Raw genomic sequence first — 13,970 nt, 5'->3', positions numbered from 1 at the left:
TCCAAGGTAGTCGGTAAACAGTTAGCTCACCAAATTCCGCGCTCTTTTCGTCGGACCCGTATTCCCAGGGCGAAACCCGTGCTGGTATCCCGCTTCGCGGCCACGGCGCTCACGTCGCCAGATCGGCCCGTAGGCGTGGCTCGTCGATCTCCCAATAGCTGTGTTCGCGCCCGTCGAGCAGAACCACCGGTAGCCGGTCGCCGAACTCCGCTCGAAGTCCCGGATCGCCGGCCTTCGCGGCGGCGTCGACATCGGTGACGGCCAGCGCGAACCCCAGTTCGTCGGCCAGCTGGGCCAGCCGCGCCGCCGCGCCCGTGCAGATCGTGCACCCGTCGCGCGTCAGCAACTCCACCGTGTGCTCCACCTCGCCAGTATCTCCGCACCGGTGACTTAGGGTTGATTCGTGTCTGGAATCGGCGACCGCGAAGCTGCTGAACAGCAACTTGCCGGCGAGGCGAGCGCGGAGGCGGCCGTCACCGATCTGGCGGCCGAAGCCGACGCGGCCCCGCCCGCTCCGCCACCGGATCTGACCGCAGCGGCGTTCTTCGACGTCGACAACACTATGGTGCAGGGGTCGTCGCTGCTGCACTTCGCCCGGGGCCTGGCCGCCCGCAAGTTCTTCACCTACGGCGACATCGCGCGGTTCATCTATGCGCAGGCGAAGTTCCAGCTGACCGGCCGCGAGAACAGCGAGGACGTGGCGGCGGGCCGTCGCAAGGCGCTGGCATTCATCGAAGGCCGCTCGACGGCCGAGCTGATGGCAGTCGGCGAGGAGATCTACGACGAGATCATCGCGGACAAGATCTGGCCCGGCACCCGGGCGCTCGCGCAGATGCACCTCGACGCCGGCCAGCAGGTGTGGCTGGTCACCGCGACCCCGTACGAGCTGGCCGCGACCATCGCCAAACGGCTCGGGCTCACCGGCGCGCTGGGCACCGTCGCCGAATCCGTCGACGGGGTGTTCACCGGCCGCCTGGTCGGCGACATCCTGCACGGCACGGGCAAGGCGCACGCGGTGCGCTCGTTGGCCATCCGCGAAGGGCTCAACCTGCGCCGCTGCACGGCCTACTCCGACAGCTTCAACGACGTGCCGATGCTTTCGCTGGTGGGCACGGCCGTGGCGATCAACCCCGACGCCGACCTGCGCGACCTCGCCCGCGAGCGCGGCTGGGAGATCCGCGACTTCCGCACCGCACGCAAGGCCGCGCGCATCGGGGTGCCGTCGGCGCTGGCGCTCGGCGCGGCCGGCGGTGCGCTGGCGGCGGTGGTCTCACGCCGTCAGGAAGGCCGCTGAGGAGCCGCTCTGCTCGCGCTGGTGATCGCGACCCGCTGATAGGCTCGCGCCGCTGACTCCGTCAGGAGGGACGGCAGCCCGCGCAGGCGAGGAGCAGGTCACGGATGGCAATCGCAGAGAACATCATCGGAACGCACTACCGGTATCCCGATTACTTCGAGGTGGGCCGGGAGAAGATCCGTGAGTTCGCGCAGGCGGTCAAGGACGAGCACCCGGCGCATTTCACCGAGGAGGCCGCCGCCGAGTACGGCTACGACGCGTTGATCGCCCCGCTGACCTTCCTCGCCGTCGCGGGCCGCCGGGTCCAGTTGGAGATCTTCAACCAGTTCGACGTGCCGATCAACATGGAACGCGTGCTGCACCGCGACCAGAAGATCACCTTCCACCGCCCGATCCTGGCCGGCGACAAGCTGTTCTTCGACTCCTATCTCGACTCGGTGACCGAGTCGCACGGCGCCATCGTCACCGAGGTCCGCGGCGAGGTCACCGACGCCGAGGGCAAGCCCGTCCTCACGAGCGTCGTCACCGTCATGGGTGAGGCTCAATCGGACACCGAGGCCGACGAGGTGAGCCAGCGCATCGCGGCCGCACGCGACGAGGCGATCGCGAAAATGATTGCCAAGCAAAGTAGTTCGGAGAGCTAGCAACTCTCCGCACGCTCAGCCGAGGAAGGTGTTCCTGCGCTGAGTGAGCAGTTGGTACAGCGTCTGCTGGATGGTTTCGCGCACCTGGTCAGTGAGCTCGAACGTGACCATCGGATCGTCGGCGGCCGACTCGTCGTAGTCCGCGGTCTCGATCGGCTCACCGAACTGGATGTGCCACTTCGACGGCAGCGGGATCATTCCCGCGGGCCCCGCCAGCGGGAAGAACGGTGTGATCGGGAAGTACGGCAGCCCGAGCAGCCGGGCCAGCAGCTTGACGTCGGCGATCATCGGATAGATCTCCTCGGATCCGACGATCGAGCACGGCACGATGGGCGCCTTGGTGCGCAGCGCCGCCGAGACGAAGCCCCCGCGGCCGAATCGCTGCAGCTTGTAGCGGTCTTTGAAGTGTTTGCCCAGGCCTTTGTAGCCCTCGGGGAACACCGCGGTCAGCTCGCCCGCGGCCAGCAGCCGGTGTGCGTCGGCGGTGCAGGCCATGGTGTGGCCGGCCTTGCGGGCGGCCTGACCGACGACGGGCAGGTCAAACACCATGTCGGCGGCCAGCAGGCGCAGGTCGCGGTGTGTCGGGTGGTGGTCGTGCACCGCCACCGACGCCATCAGCCCGTCGAACGGCAGCACGCCGGCATGGTTGGCCACCACCAGCGCGGCGCCGGTCTCGGGCAGATGCTCGATGCCGCTGACCTCGACGCGGAACCACGACTTGAAGAGGACTCTCAGCAAAGGCAGAAAGATTGCGTTGTTGAGGTGGGCGTCGAACCCGAATTCGTCGACGGTGTAATCGCCCGTCATCCGTTTGCGGACGAATTCGGCGACGGCCCCGATGTTCTTGGCGAGTTCGGTGGGCGTCTCGTCGACGATCGGTGCGCCGCCGGTCACCCCCCCGCGGTGCTCGTCCATCTCGCGGACGACGGCGGCGATCTCCTCGGCGGAGGCGCCGCTGACGGGATCGGAGAGCTGCGACGGATGTCGGCGAGAGCCCTGCGCTCGCGCGGCGTTTCGCCGCTGAGCCGCTGCACGACCCGAATTACCATGCAGCGGAATAACTTTCGCCTTGGACTCGCCCGCCACGATCGTTTCCTTCTCCCCACCCGATCAGTTGATGCGCCTAGCGTCCCCACCTTTGCGCCGCAGCAATGGCGCGACTCTCCATTGAGCGTACCCACCGCGGGTCGACGATCGGAGTCAATCCGCGACCTCTGACGTAATCGTCGAAAGCCTCGACCGTCGTCCACTTCGGGTTATAGCCGAGTTCGTTTCGCATCCGCGATGTATCCATGACTCTGCCATAACTGAGGTAGTTCAGCTGCTCACGATCGAGTTCAGTGTAGCGAGTCGCACGCCTCAGCGAATCCACAGCGGCCAGCGCGGATCGAGGCACCGGCAACGCGATCCGCCCCGCCCGCCGGATCGCCTGGCTCATCATCACGATCCCGGGCGCTCCGACGTTGAACGTGCCCGCCTTGCCCGCCATCGTCGCGCGCTCGAGCGCCCCGAGCGCGTCCTGTTCGTGCAGCAGCTGGAGGCGGGCGTCGTGCCCGATGACCGTCGGCACCACGGGGCCGGCCAGGTAGCGCGACAGCGCCGTATCCATCCCCGGCCCGATCATGTTGGCCAACCGCAGAATGGTGACGGCGATGTCCGGCCGGCGACGGCCCAGCCCACGCGCGTAGCCCTCGATGTCGATGCTGTCGCGGGCGAAGCCCTCCCCAGGTGGCCGCCGCGCGCTGGTGTCCTCGGTGAACATCACCGGGTCGCGCGCGCTCGAGCCGTACACCTCCGAGGTGGACTTGAGCACGACGCGCTGCACCGATGGCGCCTTCTGGCAGGCCGCGAACAGTTGGATCGCGCCCATCACGTTGAGTTCCTTGAGCGTCGCCCGGCCGCCGGAGCGGGGCGCGTAGGACGCCGCGGCGGCGTGCACCACGGTGTCGACGTCGCCGTTGCGGATGACCTTCGCGATGAACGGGTTGCGGATGTCGGCGCGGACGAATTCCGCGCGGCCCATCCGACGCAGCAGATCCTTGCTCGGCGTGATCGCGTCGACGGCGATCACGTGGTTGATCAACGGGTTCTGCGCCAGCCTGGCCGTCAGATAGCCGCCCAGAAACCGGCACGCCCCGGTGACCAGGACGACCTTCGGGTACTGCGCGGCGTCGCGGGGGTCAGTCCCGTTGACGTGTCCATTGGAACGGCCCTCGGAATCCATGTCCGGTCAGCCTAGCGACCGCGGGTGGCGATTACTTGCCGAGTTTTCTGCGCTGGACCCGGGTGCGACGAAGCAGCTTGCGGTGCTTCTTCTTCGACATGCGCTTGCGCCGCTTCTTGATGACTGAACCCATGAACTCCGCTACCTACGCCTTACCTGCCCGATGAGCATCGTTGACTGACCCGGCTACTTTACCGGGCTGCGCAGGTAACCGCGAAACGCGCCCATCGCCTGGTGGGCGTCGCGCCGAGTACGCGGGATCGATCAGCCTGCGTCGAAGTACGAGCTCTCCAACATGTCGTGAACAGCCTTCGCGTGCACCCGGAACGAGCGGCCGACCCGGACGGCAGGCAGCTCGCCGTTGTGCACCAGCCGGTACACCGTCATCTTGCTGACCCGCATCAGGCTCGCCACCTCGGCGACGGTGAGGAATTGCGCCCGTGGCTGTTGACCGTCGGATCCGGAGTCCCGAGTCGACTTCCCACTGGCCGAATCCCGCGCGGATGGCCCGTTCATAGACGTCATCGCAACCCAATCATTCAGGCACGGGCAGTTCCAGCGGCTTCCCCACCGCTGGCACCGACCCGTGCTTACACGAGGAGAATAGCGTGGCAGATGGTGTTACTGCGACGGGTGTGGGCAATTTATAGAATTACTCAGTTGTAATTCCGAGCTGCTCAGAACGCTTTTTCGCGGCCTCGACCGCCCTGGCAACCGCTGCCCGCAATCCGGCCCTCTCGAGTTCGCGCAGACCGGCCGCGGTGGTCCCGCCCGGCGAAGTGACGGTCGCGCGCAGCTGGGCGGGCGTGGTGTCCATTCCGGCACCCGACGAACCCGCTGCGCCTCCTCCGGCGTCCGCGGCCTGATCGAGGCGATCCAGCAACATCGCGGCGGAGCCGGCCATGGTCTGCGCGACGAGATCGGTGGCCGCCGAGCGCGACAGCCCGGCGTCGACGCCGGCGTCGACGAGCGCCTCGACCATCAGGAAGAAATAGGCCGGCCCCGAGCCTGAGATCGCGGTGACCGCGTCGAGTTGGGACTCCGGAACCGAGAGCACCCCGCCGACCGCGTCGAAGATCGCCGAGACCTCCTTCATCTGCTCGGCGGTGGCGAACCGTCCCGAGGACAGCGCGCTCACACCGCCGCCCACGACCATCGGGGCGTTCGGCATGACGCGGATCACCGGGGCGCCGGCTGGCAGCTTGTTCTCGTAGTATTCGGTGGTGACCCCGGCGGCGACGGTCACGAAAACCTGTTCGGCCGTGTCGCTTTCGGCGTTGGTCGCCGCGTCGACGATTTCGTCGACGAGTCCGGCGACGTCGGCGGGCTTGACGGCGATGATCACGTAGCTCGCGTGGTCCACCGCGTTGGCCACCGTCGTCACCAGCACCGAATAGGTGTCGGCGAGGTACTGCGCCCGGTTCGGGTCCTTCTCCGCCACCACCAGGTCCTTGACCTGTCGTCCGGCCCTCAGCAGCCCGGACAGCAGAGCCTCACCGATACTTCCACCGCCGACGATCGCGATTCTGGCCATGCCGCAAAGCATTGCAGACGGGCGGGCACGGGCGCGTGCGACCACCCACCGCGGGGTGCGCCGAGCGTGCGCTCAGCGCGAGATCCGGGCCGACTTATTCGTCCTGAGCGCAGGTTCGACGGCCGGCGCGGCCGTCTCAGGCCTGCGGCACCAGCGCGAGTTGGCGCGTCTGCACGACGATGTGGCCCTCGCAGTCGACGACGATGTGATCCTCGTCGAACCAGTCCTGGCCGATCTGCACCGTCGTGCAGAGCACCCGCAGCCACCCGTCGGCGGGAAGGGTGCGCAGATAGGCCGTCAGTTGGACTGTGGGCGCCCAACCGAACCGGTTGACGCCGAAGGTCACCGGGGCCGACACATCGCCGCACAGCAGCGCGAAAAGGACGTCCGGGGCAACGCCTTTTGGCCGCACCCAATACTCGATCACCGGCGGTCCGCCGTCGGACCGCGGCTGCATGGTGGTCAGCGACGGTCGGATGTCGCAGCCGTGCGCGAGATGGACGATGTCGGCCATCGGATGGCCCTCGCCGATCGGCTCCAGGCCGGGCGGGGGTTCGGGTTGCATCAACGGGATCACGGGATTGACCGAGAGCAGCGGCGCCACACGGTGTTCCGGGTCGCCGAGGGTGACCGCGGCACGCACCGCCGTGCGGTCGCCTTGTCTGAGTTCGACGTCGATCAGGCTGACGCGACGTCCTCGCTTGCGCACCGTGGTGACCAATTCCATCGGCCCGGGATCGGGTGCCCACAGGAAATTTCCCGACACCGCGATCGGTTGGACGTCCCCAGCGTGCTCGGTTCGGGCGGCGTTGGCGCACAGCGCGAGCATCGCGCCGCCGTGCACCTTTGGCCCGATCGTCCAATGTTCGTTCAGCTCACCGTGATACACGCCGTCGTCGGCTTTGGTGAGCGCCATGGCGTCGGTGAACAGGGTGGAGCCGGCCATCTGGTGAATCCTTCGGAAGCGAGCGGTCAGCGCAGCAGGTGCCTGCGCGCGAACTGTAGCGACTCCACGAGGAGCGCCTCGCGCTCGGCCGCGGTCCGCGCGCCCGACGTCGTCACCTCGAGGATCACGTGGCCGTTGAAGTCGCTGGCGGCCAGCATCTCGCAGACCTCCACGGTCGGCTGGGTGCCGCGTCCGGGCACCAGGTGCTCGTCGGTGGAGGCGCCGCTGCCGTCGCACAGATGCAGGTGCACCAGGCCCTCGCCCATGCGGCGCGCCATCTCGAGGGCGTCGGACCCGGCGGTCGCGGTGTGCGACAGGTCGAGGGTGTAGTGGGCGTGGTTACCGTCGAGCGGATCGTAGGACGGGGCGAACGCCGAGATGCCCGGTCCCGGTCGGCCGCCACGTTTGCGCATGCGCTCGATGGAGGTCTGCCCGGCGCCGAAGAAGCGGTCGGCGCGGAACGGGAACATGTTCTCGACGGCGACCATCACCTCGCTGGACTCCTCGAGCTCGGCGACCTGGTCGGAGAACCCCTCGGCGTAGCGGCGCTGCCACCTGAACGGCGGATGCACGACGACGGTCTGTGCGCCCAGCTGCTCGGCCGCGCGCACACTGCGTTCCAGTTTCGGGATCGGGTTGGCACCCCACACCCGCTGTGAGATCAGCAGGCACGGCGCGTGCACCGAGAGCACCGGCATTTCGTACCGCTTCGACAGCTCCTCGATCGCGTCGACGTCCTGGCTGACCGTCTCGGCCCACACCATGAGCTCGACGCCGTCGTAGCCGAGCTTCGCCGCGTACTCGAAAGCGGCCTCGGTTCTCAGCGGATAGACGGAGGCCGTCGACAGACCGACCTTGATGGCTGGACGCACGAGTTATAGGGCGCCTCAGGCCGCCTGCATCAGTGCCAGCGGCCCGAATGTCACCATCGCGCCGACCGCGACGGCGATCAGAGTGCTGCCGATGTCCTCGGTCTTGCGGACCACCCGCACGCCGACGACCAGGCCGAGGATCACCAGCACGCCGAGCACCAGCGCGACGATGCTGTTCCACTTCCACAGCTGATCGAAGGCGATGAACAGCCCGGCGCCGAACCCGACCGCGACGACGCACTGACCGACCACCAGCGCGCCGCGCAGGAACCTCGACATCGCGCCCGAGGGGGCGGATTCCTCGTCCTCGTCTTCGTCGAGGTCGATGTCGGCCGGGCTCAGGCCGTTGCCGCGGTGGGCCACGTCGTCCGCGGCATCGGGTCCGCCGAACAACGCGTTGTCCGGGGACCGCAGATACGACGGCAGGTCCTCGCGGTCATCGTCGTCTTCGGGCTCGGCCACGGCGACCGCCGCATCTTCGGCCTCGTCCTCGTCGGCCTGCGGATCGGCCCAGTCGAGTGGGTCCGGGCTCATCTCCTCGGCGCCGACCGCGGTGTCGCTGTCCACCGTCGCCTCGTCGGTGACCTCGTCCACCGCGCTGAGCTCTGTGGTTTCGTCCGCAACCTGACTGATCTCGGCGGTTTCGGGCTCGCTGCGCTGGGCCGGTGCGCTGCGCCCGAGGATGCCGAAGCGCCGCCGCGCGAAGGTGGAGCGCCGCGGTGGGGCGAAGAAGTCCAGGTCCTCGTCGGCGTCGCGCTGTTCGATGTGACTCTGGTAGTCGGCGACGGCTTCGGCATAGTCGTCGTCTTTGTCGGCCTGTGCTTCGGGAGCCTCCAAGGTGTCGACCGCCTCGGGAGCCTCCTCGGGTTCGGCCTCCTCGACGGTGTCTTCGACGTGGTCGACGGCGCCGTTGGTGGTCGCGGCCTCCTCCGGTTCGGCGGGAGCGGCGGCCTCGGTCTCGGCGGGGGCGTCGTCCTCGGTCTCGGCGGGGGCGTCGTCGTCGTGGTCGCGGACGATCGGGATCTCGCCGGTCAGTTCGGCGACGGTGATCGAGTCCGCGCCGCGGCGACGACGGCGCCGACCGCCGATCGGCGGGGCGCCGATCGTTCCGTTGCGCGCCAGCAACTCCGCGACCGAGATGGGTCGCGTATTGCTGTGATCGTCTTCAGTTCCTGTCATGGTGTTTGCCTTCGGGCCTCGTCACCTATCGTCCAGCATTACGCACAAACGTCTGTACTGAGGCCGGATTGTCGGCACCGCCGACGAAACCGCTGCCATCGGCTTCGCTGTCGAGTCTCCGCAGAATCAGCCCCTCCCGCAACGCCCAGGGGCAGATGTCCACGCTCTCGACGCCGAGGGCTTTCATGCTCGCCTCAGCAACCAGAGCTCCGGCCACGATCTGTGGCGCCCGTTCGGCACTCACTCCTTCCAATTCCGCTCGGTCGGCCGCGGTCATCCTAGAGATGAAAGCTATGAGCTGCCTTAATCCGGTGGCCGTGAGGGTTCGTCTGACCCTCGGACCGGCCCCGGACGGCGCCGCGCCGGTGAGCCGGGCAAGCGAGCGGAACGTCTTCGAGGTGGCCACGGCCAGGTCGGGGGCGCCGGGTTCGAGCATCTCGGCGCCGGCGTCGGCCAGTTCGGTCGTCAGCCAGTCGCGCAGCATCGCCACGCGCCGCCGGCCCGGCGGATCGTCGGGCAGCCATTCGCGGGTGAGCCGACCCGCGCCGAGCGGAAGTGACAGCGCGACCTCGGGCTCCTCGTCGACGCCGTTGGACAGTTCGAGCGAACCTCCGCCGATGTCGATGTTGATGATGCGTCCGGCGCTCCACCCGTACCACCGCCGCACCGCCAGGAACGTCAGCCGCGATTCGTCGACGCCGGCGAGCACGCGCAGCGCCACTCCGGTCTCGGCGAGTATCCGGGCGAGCAGTTCCTCGGAGTTCTTGGCGTCGCGCACCGCGGAGGTGGCGAACGCCATCAGCTCGGCGCAACCGGAACTCGTGGCGATCTTGGCGAATTCGTCGATGGTGCCGATCAGTTTGTCGGCGCCTTTGCGGGTGATCTTGCCATCGCTGTCGATGGCCTCGGCGAGGCGCAGCGAGGCCTTGGTCGAACTCATCGGCGTCGGGTGCCCACCACGGCGCGCGTCCACCACCAGAAGGTGGACGGTATTGCTGCCCACGTCGAGCACGCCTAATCGCACTCATCCAACTTAATGGGTCTACCGTTGGGAATTGTGACTGCACCGCACCGTGGAGAGGTCGAACTCGATTTCGCCCGTGAGTGGGTCGAGTTCTATGACCCCGACAATCCCGAGCATTTGATCGCCGCCGATCTGACGTGGCTGCTCTCCCGGTGGACGTGCGTTTTCGGAACGCCCGCGTGCAAGGGCACCGTGGAGGGTCGTCCGGACGACGGATGCTGTTCGCACGGGGCGTTCATGTCCGACGACGACGACATCGCCCGCCTCGACGACGCGGTCAAGACGCTGACCGACGAGGACTGGCAGTTCCGCGAGAAGGGGCTCGGCAAAAAGGGCTACCTAGAGATGGACGAGTACGACGACAAGCCCAACCTGCGGACCCGGAAGTACAAGGGCGCCTGCATCTTCCTCAACCGGCCGGGCTTCCCCGGCGGCATCGGTTGTGCGCTGCACAGCAAGGCGCTCAAGCTCGGCGTCGAACCGCTGACCATGAAGCCCGACGTGTGCTGGCAGCTGCCGATCCGACGCACGCAGGAGTGGGTGGAGCGGCCCGACGGGACGGAGATCCTCAAGACCTGGATCACCGAATACGACCGTCGCGGTTGGGGTGAAGGCGGCGCAGACCTGCACTGGTACTGCACCGGTGATCCGAACGCGCACGTCGGCGCCAAGCAGGTCTGGGAGTCCTACGGTCCCGAGCTGACCGAGCTGCTCGGCGAGAAGGCGTACGCGGAGCTGGCGGCAATGTGCAAGCGGCGCAGCGGGTTAGGACTCATCGCCGTGCACCCCGCGACCCGCCTGGCCGGATGAACCTCTTCCTGTTTCGGCTGATCCCGCCGCGCGGATTTCGCGCCGACCACGGGTTAACGGGCCGCTTCTTTTTATCCGCGAGCAGACGCAAACCTGCCCAAAAATCGCCAAGAAGGGGCAGTTACGCGTCTGCTCGCGAGGGAACTCAGCCCTCGAGTTTGTAGCCGAGGCCGCGGACCGTGACCAGGTGCACGGGGTTGGCCGGATCGGCCTCGATCTTCGACCGCAGCCGCTTCACATGGACGTCAAGGGTTTTCGTGTCGCCGACGTAATCGGCACCCCATACGCGGTCGATGAGCTGGCCGCGGGTCAGCACCCGGCCGCTGTTGCGCATCAAGTACTCGAGCAGGTCGAACTCCTTGAGCGGCAACGTGACCGGCTCGCCGTTCACCGATACGACGTGGCGTTCGACGTCCATCCGGACGGGTCCCGCCTCCAGCACGCCGTCGCCGATGCCGGTGTCCTCGTTGTCGGCGCCGCGCCGCAGCACCGCGCGGATGCGGGCGATGAGTTCGCGGGCCGAGTACGGCTTGGTGACATAGTCGTCGGCGCCGAGCTCGAGCCCGACGACCTTGTCGATCTCGCTGTCGCGGGCGGTCACCATGATCACCGGAACGCTTGAGCGCGAACGCAATTGACGACACACGTCAGTGCCGCTCATCCCGGGCAGCATCAGGTCGAGCAGCACGATGTCGGCGCCGGAACGCTCGAATTCGGCCAGGGCCGCCGGTCCGTCGGTGACGATGGTGGCTTCGAAGCCCTCTTTGCGAAGAAGAAAGGCCAGGGGATCGGCCAAGGACTCCTCGTCCTCCACGATCAGCACACTGGTCATTGGTCTCGCTGGTCCTCTCGTTCGTCCGATTCATGATCGGGATAGGCCGGAATCGACAGGGTGAACGTCGATCCCGTTCCCGGCTGACTCCACAGCCGGATGCTTCCGTTGTGGTTGGCCGCCACGTGTTTGACGATGGCCAACCCGAGCCCCGTGCCGCCGGTGGCCCGGGACCGCGCCTTGTCGACGCGGAAGAATCGCTCGAACACCCGCTCCTGGTCCTCGCGGGCGATGCCGATACCGCGGTCGGTCACGGCGATCTCGATGTGGTTCCCGCGGCGCCTGCGGCTGATCGACACCGATGACCCGTGCGGGGAGTAGGCGATCGCGTTGGAGACCAGGTTCGCGATCGCGGTGACCAGCAGCGCCTGATCGCCGAGGGCGCGGAAACCGGTCGGCGCGTCGGTGGTGATCTTGATGTCGGCGTTGTCGGCGGGCACCTTGTGCCGCGACAGCGCCTCGGCCACCACGGTGTCGACGTCGACCGCGGTCAGGTCGGGCAGCCGTTCGGCGCCTTGCAGCCGGGACAGCTCGATCAGCTCGCCGATCATGTTGGCCAGCCGGTTGGACTCCGCGACCATCTTCTCGGCGAACCGTCGCACGGTCTCGGGGTCATCGGACGATGCGAGCAGCGCCTCGGCCAGTAGGCCCATCGCGCCGACCGGCGTCTTGAGCTCATGGCTGACGTTGGCGACGAAGTCCCGTCGGGTGGCTTCCATGCGGGCGTACTCGGAGTGGTCGTCGACGTAGACGACCGCGAAGCGACGGTCCTGGTCGGTCAGCAGCTGGACGTGTCCCCGCACCGACAGACCGGACCGGCCGGGGTTGGCCCGCTTGTCGGCGGCCAGGTCGACGTCGACGGGCTCGCCGGTGGCCAGCGTGCGTTCTGCGGCCCGCCACGCGCGGTCGTCGAGCAGCCGGTCGCGCACCAGCCCGAGCTCGCGCGCCCGGTCGTTGGCGTATACGACGTCACGGAAGTGGTCGACCACGACGATCCCGGTGGGCGCGCGCGATGCGATGTGGGACAGCATCTGCGAGACGGTGATGCCGGTCTGCGCGGTGGCGCGCCGCTGTCGGCGGTCCATGAGACGGGGCCTCAGTTGCGCCCCGAGCGCGACACCGGTCGCCAGAGCGAGCAGTGCGACCACCGCTGCCAGCAGCAGTGCCGAGACGACACTCACGCGAAAATCGTACGCATCGGGTGAACGTCATCCCAGCAGCGTGCGGCCAAACCGGAACAAGTCACAGACGGAAAGACGGAAATTCGGCCTCTCGTCCTTCCCCGTTAACCGTCCGTTCGCCGTCGCGCGGAGCAGTGTCTACTTGGCGCCCTGCGACGCCACCGCGGCTGCGCCGGCGGCCGCGGCCTCGGGATCGAGGTAGGTGCCGCCGACGATCGTCGGCTTCAGATCGGAGTCCAGGTCGTAGCGCAGCGGGATGCCGGTCGGGATGTTGAGCCCGACGACATCCTCGTCGGACATGCCGTCGAGGTGTTTGACCAGCGCGCGCAGCGAGTTGCCGTGCGCGGCGATCAGGACGGTCTTACCGGCCCGCAGGTCCGGTTCGATCGTCGAGGTGTAGTACGGCACGAACCGCTCGACGACGTCCTTGAGGCATTCGGTGCGCGGCGGGCCGCCGGGCACGTCGGCGTAGCGGGGGTCGCCGTCCTGGCTGTAGGTGCTGCCCTCTTCGATCGGCGGCGGCGGCGTGTCGTAGCTGCGTCGCCACGCCATGAACTGCTCCTCGCCGTACTTCTCCTTGGTCTCGGCCTTGTTCAGACCCTGCAGCGCGCCGTAGTGCCGCTCGTTGAGGCGCCAGTCGCGGTGCACGGGGATCCAGTGCCTGTCGGCCTTGTCCAGCGCCAGGTTCGCGGTCGTGATGGCGCGGCGCAGCAGCGAGGTGTAAAGCACATCGGGTTGGCGGTCGAGTTCTTTGATCAGTTCACCGGCGCGCACGGCTTCGGCGCGGCCCTTCTCGGTGAGGTCGACGTCGACCCATCCGGTGAACAGGTTCTTCTCGTTCCATTCGCTCTCGCCGTGGCGGAGCAGGATCAGCGTGCAGTCACCCATGCGCCGAAGCCTATCGGAGGTCGGTCAGTCGTCCTCGTCGTCGATGAGGTGGGCGAACGCCTGCAGGTTCTTCAGCGACTCGCCGCGTGACACCCGCCACTCCCACTCCTTCTGGATCGACGAGCGAAAACCCAACTCCAGCAAGGTGTTGAAGTCGCTGTCGACGGCTTCGAGCACCTGGCCGAGGATCCGGTCGACCTCGTCGGACGTCACCGATTCCAGCGACATCCGGCCGACGAGATAGATGTCGCCGACGTTGTCGAGCGTGTACGCCACGCCGTACAGGCGCCGGTTGCGCTTGAGCAGGAACCGGTAGACGCCCTCGTGGTTCTCGTCGGGTTTGCGGCAGACGAACGCCTCGATCCGCACCGAGTGCTCGCCGATCGACAGGATGGTGTTGGTCTTGAGGCGTCGCTCGCCGGGGAGTTCGACGATGACGCCGGGCAACCCGCCGTGCGCGCCTTCGTGATACGTGCAGACGAGGTCGTTCTCCTTGCACGCCTGCTCGATGACCTTCGCCGCGTCGGTGCTCACGCCTCGAC

General features: G+C 67.6%; 17 protein-coding genes. 3 read left to right on the top strand and 14 right to left on the bottom strand.

Going from position 1 to position 13,970, the window contains the following annotated elements; genetic code table 11:
* Positions 1-109: 109 nt before the first annotated feature.
* Positions 110-364 carry a glutaredoxin family protein gene (locus A5650_RS09670; protein WP_067289653.1) on the bottom strand — a complete coding sequence of 85 codons (255 nt, stop codon included), beginning with the start codon at positions 362-364 and terminating at the stop codon, positions 110-112.
* 39 nt (positions 365-403) lie between these two features.
* Between A5650_RS09670 and A5650_RS09665 the strand changes: the two genes are divergently transcribed.
* Both A5650_RS09665 and A5650_RS09660 read left to right on the top strand, forming a co-directional pair.
* Positions 404-1,294 carry an HAD family hydrolase gene (locus A5650_RS09665; RefSeq protein WP_067289649.1) on the top strand — a complete coding sequence of 297 codons (891 nt, stop codon included), beginning with the start codon at positions 404-406 and terminating at the stop codon, positions 1,292-1,294.
* 104 nt (positions 1,295-1,398) lie between these two features.
* Complete coding sequence (locus A5650_RS09660; protein WP_067289645.1) at positions 1,399-1,938, top strand: FAS1-like dehydratase domain-containing protein; 540 nt, start codon at positions 1,399-1,401, stop codon at positions 1,936-1,938.
* A gap of 15 nt (positions 1,939-1,953) precedes the next feature.
* Here the strand turns inward: A5650_RS09660 and A5650_RS09655 are convergent, their stop codons facing one another.
* The 9 genes from A5650_RS09655 to A5650_RS09620 form a co-directional block, all read right to left on the bottom strand.
* Positions 1,954-3,024, bottom strand: a complete 1,071-nt coding sequence (locus A5650_RS09655; RefSeq protein ID WP_067289641.1) for a lysophospholipid acyltransferase family protein — start codon at positions 3,022-3,024, stop codon at positions 1,954-1,956.
* A gap of 37 nt (positions 3,025-3,061) precedes the next feature.
* Entirely contained in the window at positions 3,062-4,162 is a 1,101-nt protein-coding gene (locus A5650_RS09650; RefSeq protein ID WP_067289637.1) for an SDR family oxidoreductase, read from the bottom strand.
* Positions 4,163-4,193: 31 nt separating this feature from the next.
* Positions 4,194-4,295 (bottom strand): 30S ribosomal protein bS22, encoded by a 102-nt coding sequence (locus tag A5650_RS26365; RefSeq protein ID WP_003402602.1) that lies wholly within the window; start codon positions 4,293-4,295, stop codon positions 4,194-4,196.
* Between the two features lie 131 nt (positions 4,296-4,426).
* Positions 4,427-4,687, bottom strand: a complete 261-nt coding sequence (locus tag A5650_RS09645) for a helix-turn-helix domain-containing protein (RefSeq protein ID WP_067289633.1) — start codon at positions 4,685-4,687, stop codon at positions 4,427-4,429.
* A gap of 127 nt (positions 4,688-4,814) precedes the next feature.
* Positions 4,815-5,696 carry a pyrroline-5-carboxylate reductase gene (gene proC, locus A5650_RS09640; RefSeq protein WP_156744066.1) on the bottom strand — a complete coding sequence of 294 codons (882 nt, stop codon included), beginning with the start codon at positions 5,694-5,696 and terminating at the stop codon, positions 4,815-4,817.
* A 136-nt stretch (positions 5,697-5,832) separates the two neighbouring features.
* Positions 5,833-6,642 (bottom strand): thioesterase family protein, encoded by an 810-nt coding sequence (locus A5650_RS09635; RefSeq protein ID WP_067289627.1) that lies wholly within the window; start codon positions 6,640-6,642, stop codon positions 5,833-5,835.
* A 26-nt stretch (positions 6,643-6,668) separates the two neighbouring features.
* Complete coding sequence (locus A5650_RS09630; RefSeq protein ID WP_067088505.1) at positions 6,669-7,514, bottom strand: sugar phosphate isomerase/epimerase family protein; 846 nt, start codon at positions 7,512-7,514, stop codon at positions 6,669-6,671.
* Positions 7,515-7,529: 15 nt separating this feature from the next.
* Complete coding sequence (locus A5650_RS09625; protein ID WP_067289624.1) at positions 7,530-8,693, bottom strand: Rv0497 family membrane protein; 1,164 nt, start codon at positions 8,691-8,693, stop codon at positions 7,530-7,532.
* Between the two features lie 25 nt (positions 8,694-8,718).
* On the bottom strand, positions 8,719-9,717 hold the full coding sequence (locus tag A5650_RS09620) for a Ppx/GppA family phosphatase (RefSeq protein ID WP_067289621.1): 999 nt from the start codon (positions 9,715-9,717) through the stop codon (positions 8,719-8,721).
* Between the two features lie 12 nt (positions 9,718-9,729).
* On the opposite strand from A5650_RS09620, the gene A5650_RS09615 reads away from it, so the two are divergent.
* Positions 9,730-10,527 (top strand): DUF3109 family protein, encoded by a 798-nt coding sequence (locus tag A5650_RS09615; protein WP_067289615.1) that lies wholly within the window; start codon positions 9,730-9,732, stop codon positions 10,525-10,527.
* A gap of 145 nt (positions 10,528-10,672) precedes the next feature.
* Here A5650_RS09615 and regX read toward each other — a convergent pair whose 3' ends face one another.
* The 4 genes from regX to A5650_RS09595 all read right to left on the bottom strand — a co-directional run bounded on the left by regX (position 10,673) and on the right by A5650_RS09595 (position 13,962).
* Positions 10,673-11,359 carry a two-component sensory transduction protein RegX gene (regX, locus tag A5650_RS09610; RefSeq protein WP_067289612.1) on the bottom strand — a complete coding sequence of 229 codons (687 nt, stop codon included), beginning with the start codon at positions 11,357-11,359 and terminating at the stop codon, positions 10,673-10,675.
* Positions 11,356-12,540, bottom strand: a complete 1,185-nt coding sequence (locus A5650_RS09605) for a sensor histidine kinase (protein ID WP_067289608.1) — start codon at positions 12,538-12,540, stop codon at positions 11,356-11,358. Before A5650_RS09605 ends, regX begins: the two co-directional genes overlap by 4 nt.
* A gap of 138 nt (positions 12,541-12,678) precedes the next feature.
* Positions 12,679-13,428, bottom strand: a complete 750-nt coding sequence (locus tag A5650_RS09600) for a phosphoglyceromutase (RefSeq protein ID WP_067289605.1) — start codon at positions 13,426-13,428, stop codon at positions 12,679-12,681.
* 24 nt (positions 13,429-13,452) lie between these two features.
* Positions 13,453-13,962: a type III secretion system chaperone family protein gene (locus tag A5650_RS09595; protein ID WP_067289600.1), complete on the bottom strand. Its 510-nt coding sequence runs from the start codon at positions 13,960-13,962 to the stop codon at positions 13,453-13,455.
* Between the last annotated feature and the right edge of the window lie 8 nt (positions 13,963-13,970).

The sequence above is a fragment of the Mycobacterium sp. 1164985.4 genome, assembly GCF_001668575.1.
Taxonomy (GTDB): Bacteria; Actinomycetota; Actinomycetes; order Mycobacteriales; family Mycobacteriaceae; genus Mycobacterium.
Note: the sequence above shows the minus strand (reverse complement) of the source record. Positions and strands in the feature narration are given on the sequence as shown.

What these genes read in the sequence shown, in the direction of transcription:
- A5650_RS09660 (WP_067289645.1), top strand. Translation starts at nt 1,399, where the DNA reads ATGGCAATCGCAGAGAACATCATCGGAACGCACTACCGGTATCCCGAT.
- A5650_RS09650 (WP_067289637.1), bottom strand. Translation starts at nt 4,162, where the DNA reads ATGGATTCCGAGGGCCGTTCCAATGGACACGTCAACGGGACTGACCCC.
- A5650_RS26365 (WP_003402602.1), bottom strand. Translation starts at nt 4,295, where the DNA reads ATGGGTTCAGTCATCAAGAAGCGGCGCAAGCGCATGTCGAAGAAGAAG.
- A5650_RS09645 (WP_067289633.1), bottom strand. Translation starts at nt 4,687, where the DNA reads ATGACGTCTATGAACGGGCCATCCGCGCGGGATTCGGCCAGTGGGAAG.
- proC (WP_156744066.1), bottom strand. Translation starts at nt 5,696, where the DNA reads ATGGCCAGAATCGCGATCGTCGGCGGTGGAAGTATCGGTGAGGCTCTG.
- A5650_RS09635 (WP_067289627.1), bottom strand. Translation starts at nt 6,642, where the DNA reads ATGGCCGGCTCCACCCTGTTCACCGACGCCATGGCGCTCACCAAAGCC.
- A5650_RS09625 (WP_067289624.1), bottom strand. Translation starts at nt 8,693, where the DNA reads ATGACAGGAACTGAAGACGATCACAGCAATACGCGACCCATCTCGGTC.
- A5650_RS09615 (WP_067289615.1), top strand. Translation starts at nt 9,730, where the DNA reads ATGGGTCTACCGTTGGGAATTGTGACTGCACCGCACCGTGGAGAGGTC.
- regX (WP_067289612.1), bottom strand. Translation starts at nt 11,359, where the DNA reads ATGACCAGTGTGCTGATCGTGGAGGACGAGGAGTCCTTGGCCGATCCC.
- A5650_RS09600 (WP_067289605.1), bottom strand. Translation starts at nt 13,428, where the DNA reads ATGGGTGACTGCACGCTGATCCTGCTCCGCCACGGCGAGAGCGAATGG.